General features: G+C 71.5%; 14 protein-coding genes. 2 read left to right on the top strand and 12 right to left on the bottom strand.

Annotated features, from left to right (window positions below; all coding sequences use genetic code 11):
• Positions 1-243 precede the first annotated feature (243 nt).
• The 5 genes from D0D15_RS09480 to D0D15_RS09500 all read right to left on the bottom strand — a co-directional run bounded on the left by D0D15_RS09480 (position 244) and on the right by D0D15_RS09500 (position 3,815).
• Positions 244-885, bottom strand: a complete 642-nt coding sequence (locus tag D0D15_RS09480) for a UdgX family uracil-DNA binding protein (RefSeq protein ID WP_094007569.1) — start codon at positions 883-885, stop codon at positions 244-246.
• Positions 885-1,349, bottom strand: a complete 465-nt coding sequence (locus D0D15_RS09485; protein ID WP_094007568.1) for an SRPBCC family protein — start codon at positions 1,347-1,349, stop codon at positions 885-887. The genes D0D15_RS09480 and D0D15_RS09485 overlap by 1 nt, the downstream gene beginning before the upstream one ends.
• Positions 1,350-1,403: 54 nt before the next feature.
• The gene (locus tag D0D15_RS09490; protein ID WP_094007567.1) at positions 1,404-2,081 is read right to left on the bottom strand and encodes a PAS and ANTAR domain-containing protein; all 678 of its coding nucleotides are present in this window, start codon (positions 2,079-2,081) and stop codon (positions 1,404-1,406) included.
• A 137-nt stretch (positions 2,082-2,218) separates the two neighbouring features.
• The gene (locus D0D15_RS09495) at positions 2,219-3,409 is read right to left on the bottom strand and encodes a zinc-dependent alcohol dehydrogenase (RefSeq protein ID WP_094007566.1); all 1,191 of its coding nucleotides are present in this window, start codon (positions 3,407-3,409) and stop codon (positions 2,219-2,221) included.
• Between the two features lie 37 nt (positions 3,410-3,446).
• Positions 3,447-3,815 carry a cold-shock protein gene (locus D0D15_RS09500; protein ID WP_094007565.1) on the bottom strand — a complete coding sequence of 123 codons (369 nt, stop codon included), beginning with the start codon at positions 3,813-3,815 and terminating at the stop codon, positions 3,447-3,449.
• A 134-nt stretch (positions 3,816-3,949) separates the two neighbouring features.
• Here D0D15_RS09500 and D0D15_RS09505 point away from each other — a divergent pair, with 134 nt between their 5' ends.
• Complete coding sequence (locus tag D0D15_RS09505) at positions 3,950-4,210, top strand: DUF4235 domain-containing protein (RefSeq protein ID WP_094007564.1); 261 nt, start codon at positions 3,950-3,952, stop codon at positions 4,208-4,210.
• A gap of 265 nt (positions 4,211-4,475) precedes the next feature.
• Here D0D15_RS09505 and D0D15_RS09510 read toward each other — a convergent pair whose 3' ends face one another.
• From D0D15_RS09510 to D0D15_RS09520, 3 genes are all read right to left on the bottom strand, one after another.
• Positions 4,476-5,675, bottom strand: a complete 1,200-nt coding sequence (locus D0D15_RS09510; RefSeq protein WP_094007563.1) for a PucR family transcriptional regulator — start codon at positions 5,673-5,675, stop codon at positions 4,476-4,478.
• A gap of 128 nt (positions 5,676-5,803) precedes the next feature.
• Positions 5,804-6,280, bottom strand: coding sequence for a (2Fe-2S)-binding protein (locus D0D15_RS09515; RefSeq protein WP_094007562.1), 477 nt, complete (start codon positions 6,278-6,280; stop codon positions 5,804-5,806).
• 10 nt (positions 6,281-6,290) lie between these two features.
• A complete protein-coding gene (locus D0D15_RS09520; RefSeq protein ID WP_094007561.1) occupies positions 6,291-8,615 on the bottom strand; it encodes a molybdopterin cofactor-binding domain-containing protein in 2,325 nt (774 codons plus the stop codon).
• A gap of 264 nt (positions 8,616-8,879) precedes the next feature.
• Between D0D15_RS09520 and D0D15_RS09525 the strand changes: the two genes are divergently transcribed.
• Positions 8,880-10,265, top strand: a complete 1,386-nt coding sequence (locus tag D0D15_RS09525; protein ID WP_094007560.1) for a hypothetical protein — start codon at positions 8,880-8,882, stop codon at positions 10,263-10,265.
• 34 nt (positions 10,266-10,299) lie between these two features.
• Here the strand turns inward: D0D15_RS09525 and D0D15_RS09530 are convergent, their stop codons facing one another.
• From D0D15_RS09530 to D0D15_RS09545, 4 genes are read right to left on the bottom strand one after another with little or no spacing between them, the layout of a single operon-like run.
• The gene (locus tag D0D15_RS09530; protein WP_094007575.1) at positions 10,300-11,415 is read right to left on the bottom strand and encodes an NDMA-dependent alcohol dehydrogenase; all 1,116 of its coding nucleotides are present in this window, start codon (positions 11,413-11,415) and stop codon (positions 10,300-10,302) included.
• A 41-nt stretch (positions 11,416-11,456) separates the two neighbouring features.
• The gene (gene mftE, locus D0D15_RS09535; RefSeq protein ID WP_094007559.1) at positions 11,457-12,134 is read right to left on the bottom strand and encodes a mycofactocin biosynthesis peptidyl-dipeptidase MftE; all 678 of its coding nucleotides are present in this window, start codon (positions 12,132-12,134) and stop codon (positions 11,457-11,459) included.
• Positions 12,131-13,489 carry a mycofactocin biosynthesis glycosyltransferase MftF gene (mftF, locus tag D0D15_RS09540; protein ID WP_094007558.1) on the bottom strand — a complete coding sequence of 453 codons (1,359 nt, stop codon included), beginning with the start codon at positions 13,487-13,489 and terminating at the stop codon, positions 12,131-12,133. The genes mftE and mftF overlap by 4 nt, the downstream gene beginning before the upstream one ends.
• Positions 13,486-14,271 (bottom strand): mycofactocin-coupled SDR family oxidoreductase, encoded by a 786-nt coding sequence (locus tag D0D15_RS09545; protein ID WP_094007557.1) that lies wholly within the window; start codon positions 14,269-14,271, stop codon positions 13,486-13,488. Before D0D15_RS09545 ends, mftF begins: the two co-directional genes overlap by 4 nt.
• Positions 14,272-14,287 lie beyond the last annotated feature (16 nt).

Consider the following 14,287-nt stretch of genomic DNA (forward strand, 5'->3'; position numbering starts at 1 on the left):
CCGGCTACTGACCCGCCTGGCCTTCGGGTTCAAACACGCCGACGCCCTGATCTCCCTCGCACTCCTCGCGCTCGGCGGCTACCGCCCCGAACTACCTGACCGCACCCACACATAGATCAACAGAGCCGGAAAAAAGGAGCCCCCACCACGCGGTGGGGGCTTCCTGCATTTTCTTGCCTGCGGAACCCCCGCCCAGCTCAATCTCCGCCGATGCGAAGCGAGGCGGCCCCCCGCCCCCCGAAGTCACATCACCGACGGCACCGCCCGCAGGTCGCTCACCAGCGCCGCGAACGCCTCGTCCCGGTCCGGTGCTCGCAGCACCGACGACGGATGCACCGTCGCCAGCACCCGCTCCGGCGTCCCGGCGAACTCTTCCGGCGCCGGAAGCAACTCCCCCCGATGAGCCGTCACCCGGAACGACGGCCCCATCAACGACGAAGCCGCGGTAGCCCCCAGCAAAACCACCACCGACGGCTGCACGGCCTCCAGCTCGGCGACCAACCAGGGCCGGCACGCCACGATCTCCCCACGCGACGGCTTCTTGTGGATCCGCTGCTTCCCCCGCTCGGCCGGCACGAACTTGAAATGCTTGACCGCATTGGTCACATACACCTGCGACCGGTCGACCCCGGCCTCCTCCAGTGCCCGGTCCAGCAGGCGCCCGGCGGGACCGACGAACGGCTCCCCGGCGACGTCCTCCTTGTCGCCCGGCTGCTCGCCCAGCATCATGACCTTCGCCGGCGCGGGACCGTCCCCGAAGACCGTCTGCGTCGCGTCGCGGTAGAGGTCGCATCCCTCGCAGCGCGACGCCGCCGAGCGGAGCCGGTCCAGCGCGCGGCTGTCCGGCACGAACTCGGCGGCGGTCCGCTGTGTCTTCGTGGCCATCAGCTGCCGGGACGGTCCACGTCGCCCCGCCAGGCGCCGGTCTCCCGGCCGCCGCGCTTCTCGATGAACGCCTTGAAGCGCTCCATGTCGCCGTGCACGCGGCGGTCCAGGATGCCCAGCTTGTCGGCGGCGTTCTCGACGAAGCCCTCGGGGTCGATGTCCATCTGCGCGGTCACCCGCGTCTTGTGGTCGTCCAGCCGGTGGAACGTGATGACACCGGCGTGGTTCGGGCCGGAGTCGGACCGCCACGCGACCCGCTCGTCGGGGTGCTGCTCGGTGATCGTGGCGTCGAACTCGCGCTTGGCGCCACCGATCTTGGTCACCCAGTGCGTGTGCGTGTCGTCGAGCTGGCGGATCTCCTCGACGCCCTCCATGAACTGCGGGAAGGACTCGAACTGGGTCCACTGGTTGTAGGCCGTGCGCACGTCGACGTTCACGTCGACGGACTCGGTGATCGTGCTCATTTCGGCAGGTCTCCTTTCACCCGGTCACGCTCCGGGTACCTCGAGACGCGCCGGTTACACGTCCTCCGGCACCGCCAATCGCGCCAGAATCGTTTCCAGGTGGGCCCGCGCCTGGGCAGGTGGCTCACCCGAGGCCTGCACCGCGTCGACGAGCCGGTCGGCGAGGTCGCGCAGCTTGACGTTGCTCTGCTGGGACGCGCGGATGAGCAGCTCGAACGCGGCCGCCGGGTCGTGCCCGTACGCCAGCATGATCATGCCCTTGGCCTGCTCGATCGTGGCGCGCGAGGCCATCGCGCGCTGCAGCCCGGCGGCCTCGCCGGCCAGCTCGGACAGCTGCTCGGCCTCCCGGACGCGGGCCGTGGTCAGGTCGACGTAGTACCCGTGCACCCCGACGGTCTCGCCGTCCTCCCGCTCGACGTCACCGACCACGACGACCGCGCGGGTGCTCTCGTCCGCGGCGAGGATGCGCTGCTGCGCGCTGAACGGCTGCCCGGTGCGGCGGGCCTCGTCGAACACCGCCGCCAGCTGGCGGCGGTCCGTGGGGTGGCCGTGCTTGGTGACCAGGTCCAGGCCCGGTTCGACCGCGCCCGGCTGGTAGCCGTACATCAGGTAGATCTCCGCCGACCACGTCCACGTCGCGGCACGGATGTCCCACTGGTACATCCCGACCTGATCGGCGCTCTGGCCTGCGGGCAGGTCGGACAAGGGGTCCGGCTTCCGGGGCGTGGACATGCGTGTACGGCTCCTGCAGTGGAGTTGCTTCGAACACGGGTGCCACGCTGCTGGACAATCCCAGGGAGCCAGATCATAGCCGGGTGATCATCCGGGGCTACGCTCCGCTGTCCGGAAATCCTCGCCCGCCGCCTGCGTCACGCCGAAGGCTGGAGCAGGATCTTGATCGCCCCGTCCTGCTTCTGCTGGAACATGCGGTAGGCGCGCGGCGCGTCCTCCAGCGGCAGCTTGTGGGTGGCGAGGTCCACCACGCCCAGCGGGTCGGCGTCGTCGCTGACCAGCGGCAGGACGTCGTCGATCCACCGGCGCACGTTGGCCTGGCCCATCCGCAGCTGGATCTGCTTGTCGAACAGCTCCATCATCGGCAGCGGGTCGAGCATCCCGCCGTAGACGCCGGACAGCGAGATCGTGCCGCCGCGGCGCACCGTGGCGATGGCCTGGTGCAGCACCGCGAGCCGGTCCACGCCGCCCTTCTCCATCAGCGTCGCGGCGATCGTGTCCGGCAGCAGCCCGACCATCTGGTGGGTGAGCTTGCCCAGCGGCGCGCCGTGGGCCTCCATGCCGACCGCGTCGATCACCGAGTCCGAGCCGCGGCCCGAGGTCATCTCCCGCACCGCGCCCGGCACGTCCTTCTCCGCCCTGGCGTCGATGGTGGTGACGCCGTAGCGTCCGGCCAGCGCCAGCCGCTCGGGCACCAGGTCGACGCCGATCACCTGGCCGGCGCCCCGGTGCCGCGCGATGCGGCAGCACATCTGCCCGATCGGGCCGAGCCCGAACACCACGACGCTGCCGCCGTCGGGGATCGCGGCGTACTCGACGGCCTGCCACGCGGTGGGCACGACGTCGGAGAGGTAGACGAACCGCTCGTCGGGCGGACCCTCGGGCACCTTGACCGGCCCGTAGTGGGCCTGCGGGACGCGCAGGTACTCGGCCTGCCCGCCGGGCACCTGGCCGTAGAGCTTGGTGTAGCCGAACAGCGCGCCGCCCTTGCCCTTCTCGGTGACCTGGGTGGTCTCGCACTGGGACTGCAGGCCCTGATCGCACATGAAGCAGTGGCCGCAGGAGATGTTGAACGGCACCACGACCCGGTCGCCCGGTTTGATGTCGGTGACGCCGGAGCCGACCTCTTCGACGATGCCCATCGGCTCGTGCCCGAGGATGTCGCCCTCCCCCATGAACGGCCCGAGCACCTCGTACAGGTGCAGGTCGGAGCCGCAGATACCGGTCGAGGTGATGCGGACGATCGCGTCCGTGGGTTCCTCGATCCGCGGGTCCGGGACGTCCTCGACGCGGACGTCGCGCTTGCCGTGCCAGGTAACAGCCTTCATGGGTGTTCGTGTGCCCGCACCCAGGTCACCGAAACATTCAGCCGCCGAGCCACCCGTGGTCGCGGACGAGTTCGAGGACGACGCGGCGGACCCGCAGGACCTCCTCGGCGGTGAGCGTCGGGACGCCGGTGAGCAGCGATTCCGTCAGCTCCTCGCGGAAGTCGCGCGCCGGGAACGCGTCGTCGCGGTCGTCGTCGGCGGCCTGGCGCACCAGCCGGACGTCGGACGCCTTGAGCCCGCGTTCGCCGTCCTCGACCGTGAACTCGACGACCACGCCGGGCGTGATCAGGCGTTTGTCCACGTCGAGGTCGTTGACGTGCATGAAGACGTCCTCGCCACCCCCCTCCGGCGTCACGAACCCGTACCCGCGCATCTCGTCGAACCGGACGACCTTGCCCCTGACCACCAGTGACCCTCCCGGCGAAAGTATCGCGCCAAGGTACGCCCCCTCGCCGCCGCCGCACAACGGCGAAGTGTCAGCCTCCGGAACTCCGGGTACCCGGACGGGTGGAGCCGGGTCCACTGTGGAGAGGTGACGGGATGAAACTGCTGTACAAGCCGCTGAGCCTGGCCGTGAGCGCACTGGGCGGGATCCTCGCCGGGATGCTGTTCAAGCAGGCGTGGAAGGCGGTCACCGGCGAGGACGACGCGCCGGAGGCCACGTCGGGCGACCACTCCACCAAAGCGGTGCTCACCGCGGCGGTGCTGCAGGGAGCGATCTTCGGCGGGGTGAAGGCGGCGGTGGACCGCGCCGGCGCCAAGGCGTTCACCAAGGCCACCGGCAAGAAGCTCGACGGTTGAGCTCTTCTGACGGCGCCTGCCAACCGGCACCGCCGCGGGTTCTCCGGAGCCCCCTCGCGAGGACAGCGCCGACGTGGTGGTTGGCACTGTCGCGCGAAGCGCGTCCACCAGGGGTGGTGGTCGGGCCGGCGGGCGGGAATTCATGAGGAGGCGATCCCACAGCGAGGGGGCTGAGTCGGCCCAGCCGCGCGGAGCGCGTCCGTTGACGGTGGTGGGCTGGCGGGAGGGGCCGCCACCCGCACCGCCGAGCAAGGCGATACGGGTGTCAATTTCGCACGGCTCTGCGGGCGGACTCGCCGAACATGGCGAGTGCCCGCAGTGCCGTGCCCAGCTCCGCGATGTCCGACGGGTCGCTCAGCGAGCGGCCCAGCACGTCGGTGATCCGCTTCAACCGGTGCCGCACCGTGTTGGGGTGGCAGTAGACCCGCTCGGCGATCTGTTTCGTGGACCCGCCGCAGTCGAACCAGGCGCGCAACGTCAGCAGCAGCACGTTGCCCTCCTCGACGGGCAGCTCCAGGATCGGCCGCAGCACCTGCCCGGCCAGCTGGGCCGACGCCTCCGGGTCGCTGGCGACCAGCCCGGCCAGCGGCGACTCGTGGAACCGGGCCACGTCCTTCGTCCCGGCCGGCAGGCTGGACAGCGCGACCCGCGCGAGGTGCAGGGCGCGCGCGGTGTCGCCGAGGCCGGTGAACACCGGGCTCATCCCCACCCGCCCGCGCGGGTTCTCCCGCAGCAGCTCCAGGACCTGGCCCGGATCGCGCACCGACACGACCCCGATCTGCAGCTCCGGCGTGAGCCGCCACGCCGACGCGTGGTGCCGTTCCCGCAGCCGGACCTCGATCAGCGGCAACGCCTCCTGCCCCAGCCCGGGGGTTTCCGCGGCGACGACGACGAAGCTGCCCTCCAGCGGCAGGTCGAGCATGCGCGCGATGTCCCACAGGGTGCCCTCGGTCGCGTTGCCGCCGGTGAACAGCGCCTCCACGAGCGCGAGCCTGCGGTTCTGCCGGGTGCGGCTGATCTCGGCCATCGTCGCGCGGTAGGTCGAGGTCAGCTCCTCGATGTAGTCGTCCATCAGGTCCCAGATGGCGGTGGTCGCCGAGACCAGGGTGGCGACGTCCTGCGCGGGCGCGGTCAGCTCGACGAAGCACTGCCACACCTCGGTGAACCCGATGCGGAACGCCCGCAGCAGTTCCGGCAGCGGGGCGCCCATCAGCGCGCGCTCGCGCCCGGTCGCGCGTGCCTTGGACAGGTCGGGGGCACCGGGCTCGGCCAGGGCGCGGACGAGGAACTGGAGGTTGTCCCGGCACGAGGCGAACAGGTCGTCGTGCGAGACGAACCGTTCCTCGCGGTAGACGGCCATCTCCTCGATGATCTGCGCGTAGGTCGCCTTGGTCATCTCCGGCAACCGCGGCAGGGCACGGCCGGCCAGACCGGCCACGGCGGGTTCGGCGCCCGTGTACCTCATGAGATGTCCGTCCTCCCCGTCGAGGGCTCGCGAGTGGACATCTAACACGAAGGTGTCCCAGGTTGCGCAGTGGCATGAAACGGCCCCGCAATCGCGGAGGATTGCGGGGCCGTGGTGCCGCATATGCACTACATCTTGGCAGCCGCGCTCTTCACCGCCTCGCGGATCCGGGAGTAGGTGCCGCAGCGGCAGATGTTGCGGATCTCGTCGAAGTCGGCGTCGCTGATCTCGCGTCCCTCGGCGCGGGCCTGCTTCACCTTGGCGATGGCGGCCATGATCTGGCCGGGCTGGCAGTAGCCGCACTGCGCGACGTCCCGGTCGATCCACGCCTGCTGCATCGGGTGCAGCTCGCCGGTGGCCGGGTCGGCGAGACCTTCGATCGTGGTGATCTCGTCGTCCGGGCCGATCGCCGACACCGGCACCGCGCACGGGTTGAACGCCTTGCCGTTGATGTGGCTCGTGCACGCCTTGCACACGTTGATGCCGCAGCCGTACTTCGGGCCGGTGATGCCGAGCAGGTCGCGCAGCACCCAGAGCAACCGGACCTTGTCGTCGGCGTCGACGGTGACCCGCTCGCCGTTGACCGTGAAAGTGTGTTGGGACAACGAAAGCTCCTCAGTACGTGTGGGCCAGGCCGTCGACCGGCGATTCGGGCACCGGTGGCACCTTCGGCTTCGGCTCGAAACTCAGCGTGCCGTGGTTGATCGGGAAGCGGGTCGGCATCTTCCCCACCGCCCGGCCGTAGGCGCAGGCGGCCGCGGCGAACGAGCTGGCGACGGCCAGCTCCCCGGCGCCACCGGGTTCACCGGTGGTCGCGGGCATGACCACGACCTCCATCTCCGGCGGCGTGTTCCACTGCCGGGTGTAGAAGTAGTTGTCCCAGCTCGCTTCCAGCGGCAGGCCGTTGTCGATGTGCAGGCTCGACGTGAGCGCCATCGCGATGCCGTCGTTGACGCAGCCGATCGTCTGCGCCTCCAGGCCCTTCGGGTTGATCGGCAGACCGGCGTCCACGACCGCGACGGCCTTGGTGACGCGCGGTCCGGCGACCCCGTTGCGGATCTTGCGGTTGACCGTCTCCGGGCGGCAGTCGATCTCCATCAGGACCGCGCTGACGCTCTTGTACTCGGAGTGCAGCGCGATGCCCTGCGCGGTGCCGGCGGGCATCTTCCGGCCCCAGTCGCCGACCTCCGCGGCCTTGTCGAGAACCTTGCGGATGCGGTCGTCCTTGAGGAAGTTCCGGCGGAACGTCAGCGGGTCCTGGCCCATCTTCGCGGCCAGCTGGTCGACGATCAGCTCACGCGCGCACACCACGTTGGGCGAGTACACGTTGCGCATGCTGGAGGTGTGGAACTTCAGCGGCACCTCGTTGAGCAGCTGCGTGGTGGCGCCGAAGTTGTAGGGCATCTGCGTGGACAGCATGAACACCGTCTGGGAGAACCCGATGTCACCGACCGGGAGCTTCGCGGCGACCGCGGTGAGGATCTCGCCGAGGCCGTGGCCGAAGTCGGTGGTGACGCTGGTGTGCCGCTGCTCGTAGCTGACGACGTTGCCCAGCGCGTGGTTGACCCGGACGCGGGAGATGCACATCGGGTGGGTGCGGCCGTGACGGGCGTCGTCGGCGCGGTGCCACATGAGCTTGACCGGCTTGCCCATCTTCTTCGAGATCTCCGCGGCCTCCAGCGCGGCGTCGCCGAACAGCTTGCGGCCGAAGGAACCACCGCCGGTGACGACGTGCACCTTGACCGCCGGGATCGGCAGGCCGAGCTTGAGCGCGATCTGCTCCTGGGTGGTGATCGGCGACTTGAGGCCGGACCAGATCTCGGCGCGGTCGGCCCGCACGTCGGCGATCGCGCAGTTGGTCTCCAGCGCGCTGTTGCTGGCGAAGGCGAACACGAACTCGGCGTCGATCGACTGGGTCAGCACCGGCGGCACGGTCATCGGGAGCTCGGCGGCGCGCAGCTTCCGCTCGACCGAGGCGTCGGTCTCACCGTCCACAGTGCCCGGTCCCCAGTCCACCTTCAGCGCGCGGATCGCGTCGATGCACTGGCCGAAGGTCTCGGCGCGCACCGCAACGCCGGTGGAGATCGTGGCGACGTCGGTGACGCCGGGCATCGCCTTGACCTCGGCGAGGTTGCGGACCGCCCGCACGGTGCCGTTGATCGTCGGCGGGCGGCAGACCATCGTCGGCTTGGCGTTCGGGACCTGCAGGTCCATGGTGAACTGCTTGCGCCCGGTGACCGCTTCGAGCGCGTCGATGCGGCCGGTCGGCTTGCCGATGATGCGGAACTCGGAGGTCTCCTTCAGCGTGGCGCTGGTTTCCTCGGTGCGGGCGCTCGCGGCGGCTTCGGCGAGGGAACCGTAGGTCGCGGTGCGGCCGGAGGCGGAGCGGATGACGCCGTCGCGCGCGGTGAGCGTCGAGGCGTCGACCTTCCACTGCTCCGCGGCGGTGGCCAGCAGACGGGCACGGGCGATGGCGGCGGCGGTGCGGACCGGGTTGTACAGCGAGCGCACCGAGTTGGACCCGCCGGTGAGCTGGTTGAACACCAGTTCCGGGCGGGCGTCGGCGAGGTTGACGCCGACCTTGCTCAGCGGGAGGTCCATCTCCTCGGCGATGAGCATCGCGACGGTGGTGGTGATGCCCTGACCGACCTCGGCGCGCGGCACCGCGAACGAGACCGTGTCGTCGCGGTTGACCTGGATCGCGATGAGGTTGGAGGTCGGCATCGCCGCGAGCGTGAGCGCGTCGCCGAGGTCCAGGATGTCGGCGGGCCCGGGGAGGGTGGGGATCGCGGCGTCGGCCGGGGCCGGGGCGGCGAGGTCCCCGCCGAGCTTCGCCGCGACCGCGAGGGTGGGCGCCGCGAGGAGGTAACCGAGGAACCGGCGCCGTTCCAGAGACGGCGCCCCGTCCCCGGACGCGGCCGATCGCCGTTGATGCGCCATGGAGAGTGTCCTTCCGAGATCCACGTTGATCGCGGTCACGATAGGAATCGGGCCACACGGGGGTCAACGATCCGTAGCCGCGTCGGCGCATCTCTGTGACCGGATGACAGTCGCGTGCCACACAACTGTGACGCGGACACAGCCGAACGTCGTACTAGCCTGCGCCGGATGGTCTACTGATCGCGACGGTCGATCAATCGAACCGGTGGCAGGTTCGTGCCGTGGCGGCACCAACGCCCGGCTGCTCCCCCGACACTGGCGATCATGGACAAGCCCGCCGATCCACTGGCCGTGACGCTCGCGAACGCCTCGCTGCTCGGCGCCGGATACCTGATGCTCGGCCGTCGGCGGCTCGCGGTCCTCACCGGCCTGGTGACGATCGCGCTGGTCGCGGTCCTCGCCCTGGCGGTGCGGACCGTGTGGTTCGAGATCGTCGTGCTCGCGTGGTGGGCGGCGATGACCGGGCACGGCTGGTACCTGGCGCGCCGGGCCGATCGCCCGCCGAACGCGGCCCGGCAGCGGCTGATCGGCCTCGCCGTCGCGCTCCCGGTGCTGCTGGCCGCCGGGCTGCTGCGTTTCGACGCGGCCCGCATCGAGGGCGACGCCACCGAGGCGCACGGCCGCGGCGACTGCCCGGGCACGCTGGCCGCGCTCGACGGGCTGTGGGCCGGGCACACGCTGGCCGACGCGCCACTGACCGTCCGCGCCGCGGAAACCACCCGGGCCTGCCGTCTGCTGCTGGCGGCCGAAGCCCAGCTGGGCAAGGCCCTCGGCGGCGATCCGGCGAACCTGGAGCGCGCGTTCGCGACCCTGGTGGAGGTGCGCGGGATCCCGGGTCAGGACCAGCGGATCCGGGAGGTGCTGGACCGCTTCACCGCTCGCCTGCCCGTCCCCGACCCGTGCGACACCGCCGCGATCACCGACTGGCTCCGCCAGGGCGCCCGCGGCCCCGTGCTGGACCACGCCGCTGCCGTGGTCCCCCGGGTCGCGCCCGCCGCCCTCGCCGGATGCGCGGACCGGCTGATGGCCGCGAACGACTGGCCGCGGGCCCGCGACCGGTACCAGCAGATCGTCGACCAGTACCCCGGGCACGAGCTGACCGCGCGGGCCGGTGACGGCGTCACCCGCGCCACCCAGGCGATCGAGCTGGCGAACGTGCGCGATCTGCTGGAGGTCTCCTACCCCGGCGCCGAACCCGAGTACTGCGACCACCCGGCGCCCTACAGCGCCGCGGCACCGTACGGCGACGGGCCGAACCGGGCGCTGGTCTTCGGCGACGACGAGCACCTGAGCCGGTTCCCCGCGGAGTGGCGGGCCGGTGGCCCCACCGACGCGGTGGCGGTGATCTGCGCGGGCACGACGGACTACGGCGCACAGGTGCGGTCGTGTCCGTACGAGTCGGGACTGAGCCCGTACGGCTACCAGGACGTGTCCTTCCGGAAGATCGCGATCCCGGTGCGCGTGTACGAGGTGAAGACGGGGCGGCTGGTCACCGACACCCGGGTGGAGATCGGCGGCGCCTCCTGCCCGCCGGTGCTGCACTACCGGACCTACATCGACCTGGCGGTCGACATCCCGCCGAGCCAGGTGTACGTGACGCCCTCGGACGCCGACGTGCGCGCGGCGTTCCAGCCGCTGGTCGACCCGTGAGGGCGGGCAGGCCCGCCCTCACGGGTGAGCGCACTCAGTCCGCCGAGTGCATGAGCACGCCGCGGATGTTCTTCCCGTCGCGCAGGTCCTGGTAGCCCTCGTTGACCTCTTCGAGCGAGTACCGCTTGGTGACCAGCTCGTCGAGCTTCACGTGGCCGGCCTGGTACAGGCGCAGCAGGCGGAGGATGTCGTACTGCGGGTTGGCCGAGCCGAACAGCGTGCCCTTGACCGTCTTCTCGAACAGGGTCATCACGCCGCCGGACAGGTGCACCGTCAGCTTCTCCGGGTTGGCCAGGCCGGTGATCACGACCGTGCCGCCCTTGCCGACCACGTTGAACGCGTCCGTCACGACCTGCTCGTCCACCGTGCCGACGGTGATCAGCGCCTGGTCGGCCATCTGGCCCCAGGTCAGCTCGGCGACCTTCGCGGCGGCCTCGTCCGCCGAGGCGAACGCGTGGGTGGCGCCCAGTTCCATCGCCTTCTCGCGCTTGAAGGCGACCGGGTCGACCGCGATCACGTTCGCGGCACCCGCGTGCGCGGCGCCCTGGACGGCGTTGATGCCGATCCCGCCGATGCCGTAGACGACGCAGGTGTCACCCGCGCGGACGCCGCCGGCGTAGTTGGCCGTGGCCCAGCCGGTCGGTACACCGCAGCCCACCAGCACCGCCGTCTCCAACGGCAGCCAGTCGTCCACCTTGACCACCGAGTGCTCGGAGATCGTGGCGCGCTCGGAGAACGTGCCGAGCATGCACATGGCGCCGTAGTCGGTGCCGCCGCGGTGGAAGCGGAAGGTGCCGTCGGGCATGTGCCCGTCGAGGATCGTCGCGCCCATGTCGCACAGGTTCGAGCGGCCGGTGGCGCAGTAGCGGCAGTGGCCGCAGTTCGGGATGAAGCTGCACACGACGTGGTCGCCCGGCTTGACCTTGGAGACGCCCGGGCCGACGTCTTCGATGATCCCGGCGCCCTCGTGCCCGCCCACGATCGGGAACCGCGGCACGAGGTCGTTGTCGATCAGGTGCAGGTCCGAGTGGCACAGGCCGGCGGCCGTGTACTTGATCAGAACCTCGCCTTCGCGTGGACCGTCGAGCTCGAGTTCCTCGATCTCGAACGGCTTGCCCGCGGAGTGCAGGACTGCGGCCTTGGTCTTCACACCGATCACCTCTTTGTGACAGGGGTCTCATGCACCGACTGCTACATGATGCCATCTCTGGCAAGCGCCGCGGCAGCTTCAAGTAGAGCGTCCGTCCATCGACTGAGGGTGGCGCGCCCCGCTTCCGCGCTCGCCCCCGCGGGGTCACCCAGCACCCCGTTCGGACTCACCCCACGCACACCTTCGTCACGCAACCGTCCGATGAGTTCCGGCAACGGCCGCGTCTGGCCGGGCTCGAACCGGTTCGTGCGCACGGCTTCCGGCCGCAACGCGAGCATCACCGACGTCTCCAGCCGCCCGGCGTGCGTGTCGTCGGCCGGGCCGTCCGGGCACCACGCGCGCACGTTCCGGCCCTCGTGACGCAGTTTCGCCACCGCGCGGCGCAGCGGGAGCGCGTTGCCGCCGTGCGCGGACACCAGCAGCACCCCGGCGAAGGCGTCCGCGGACCGCACCAGCTCGACCACGAGGAGTTCGGTGGCTTCCTGACCGATCGAGAGCGTACCGGGAAAATCGGCGTGCTCCCCGCTGGAGCCGTAGGGCAGGGCGGGCGCGACGACGACCTCCGGCCGGGCCGCGCCGAGGCGGCGGCACAGCTCGGCCGCGATCTCGGTGTCCACCGTGTACGGCAGGTGCGGACCGTGCTGCTCGGTGGCGCCCAGCGGCACGGCCAGCAGGCGGCGGTCGCCGAGTTCGGGCCAGGCGAGATCGGCGAGGTTCATGGCCTTTTGCCCGGCCAGTTGGAGAGATCGGGGATCAGCGGGCCGGGTTCGTCCTCGCGCAGGCAGCCGCGCCACACCCCGGCGCCGTAGGCGAGGTCGTCGGCGGCGCGGGCCAGCAGCCACCGGAGCGGGTCGATGTCCGGCCGGGTGCGGGCCCAGTCGAGGAGGTGCCGGGCGTAGGTCAGGGCCAGGACGCGGCGGCCGCGCCGGGACAGCGCCAGCAACGGGATCGCGGCCGGGCCCCACGCACGGGTCAGGGCGTCGGCGAGGAAGCGGCCCGCGGCGACGTGCCCGCGCAGGGCGATGCCGAGCGCTTCCTTCGCCGGCACGTCGAGGGGTTTCAGCTTGCGGGGCAACAGAGCGGCGGTGGCGAGCGCGATCGCGACGCCGGTCTTCGGCCGTCCGGCGGCGAGCGCGAGCCAGGCCAGCGCGGTCCAGCCGGACACCCGCACCGGCGCGAGCGCTTGCCGCCCATGCCGTTTGGCGAGTGGCGCGGCGGAGGTGCCGTAGTTGTACCGCTGTTTCAGCCAGGCACGCCAGGTGGTGCGTGGTTCGTGCTCCACTTCGGACTCCGGCTCGTAGCGCACGGAGCCGCCGGCGTCGACGAGGCGCCAGATCAGGTCGACGTCCTCGCCGAACCGCAGGTCCTCGTCGAAGCCGTGGATCGCCTGCAGCGCCGAGGTGCGCACGACGAGTGCGGCGGTGGGCAGGTAGGTGATGCGGCCGCGGGGGCGGACCTGCGTTGGGGTGGCGCCCATGTCCAAAGAGGACTGCAGTTGTTCGTAGCGGGACAGGGCTTCCGGGCCGGGCGCGCTGCGCACCCGCGGCGCGACGGCCACCACGGCGGGGTCCTGGAACTGCGCGAGCAGCGGCCCGAGCCAGCCCGGTGCGGGCCGGGTGTCGGCGTCGAGGAAGGCGACCAGCTCGGTGGTGACCTTGCGCCAGCCGGTGTTGCGGGCGGCGGCCGGGCCACGCGGGACGGGATGCCGGTCGACGGCGTGCGGCACGGGCACGGCGGACCCGTCGTCGACGACGAGCGTCTCGCGGACGTCGGCCAGGCGCGGGAGGAGCCCGGCGAGGCGGTCGGCGTGGTCGCGGACCGGGACGACGACGGTGACGTCCTGCGGGGTCAGGTGCACCTCGGGGTAGGTGGGGTGGACCATGCCGGCGAGGACGAGTTTGTCCGCGAGCCGCCGGTGGTGGGGCTGGTCGCCGACCGCCGCGCCGGCCGCCCACTGGGCGAACAGGCGCGCCCCGGCGGCGGAGAGCTTGATGACGCGCAGGGGCGAGCCCCCGAGGAGAACGCGCCCCCCGGCGACGGCCTTGGTGGAGGGATCCAGGCGGAGCACCGTCATGCCGTGAAACCCCCGTCCGCGTGGAGCACCGTGCCGGTGATCGCGCTCGCGTCGGGGCCGCACAGCCAGCACACCGCCGCGGCCACCTCGTCGGGTTCCAGCAGGCGCTCGGCGAGCTGGTGCTGCGCGAACTCCTCGACGTCGTCCAGTTCGTACAGTTCGGCCGTCGCCTCCAGCATCGGTGTGCGCGTCGAGCCCGGGGAGACGGCCGTCGCGGTGATGCCGGTGCCGCGCAGGTCCGTGGCGAGGCCCCGGATCAGCCCGACGACCGCGTGTTTGGCCGCGTTGTAGCCGGCCAGCCGCCACAAGCCGGTGTGCCCGGCGGCCGAGGCGAGCGCGACGAACCGTCCACTGCGCGGCCGCGGGCGGCGCAGCAGGGCCGGCACCGCCGCGCGGGCCAGGTGGAAGACGCCGTCCACCCCGGCGCCGAACAGCGATTCCCATTCGGAATCGGTGGTCTCCCACAGCGGCCGCCCACCGGCCATGACCGCCGCGGCGGCGACCGCCGCGTCCAGCCCGCCGAACTCCCGCTCGGCGACGCCGACGGCCGCGTCGAGAGCCCGCTGGTCCCGCACATCCCCGACGACGTCGATCACCTGGCCCGGCCATTTCGCGGCGACCTCGGCGAGCTGCTCCCGACGCGCGAGCGGATAGCCCAGCCCGGGCAAATCCTCGGCGACGTCCACGGCGACCACCCGCCAGCCCTCCTCCGCAAGCCGATGCACGACGGCCGCCCCGATCCCGCGCCCGGCCCCCGTCACCACGGCGACGCGCCGGGCCACGTGATCATCTCCACGC

This window comes from Amycolatopsis thermalba (assembly GCF_003385215.1).
GTDB lineage: Bacteria > Actinomycetota > Actinomycetes > Mycobacteriales > Pseudonocardiaceae > Amycolatopsis_E > Amycolatopsis_E thermalba.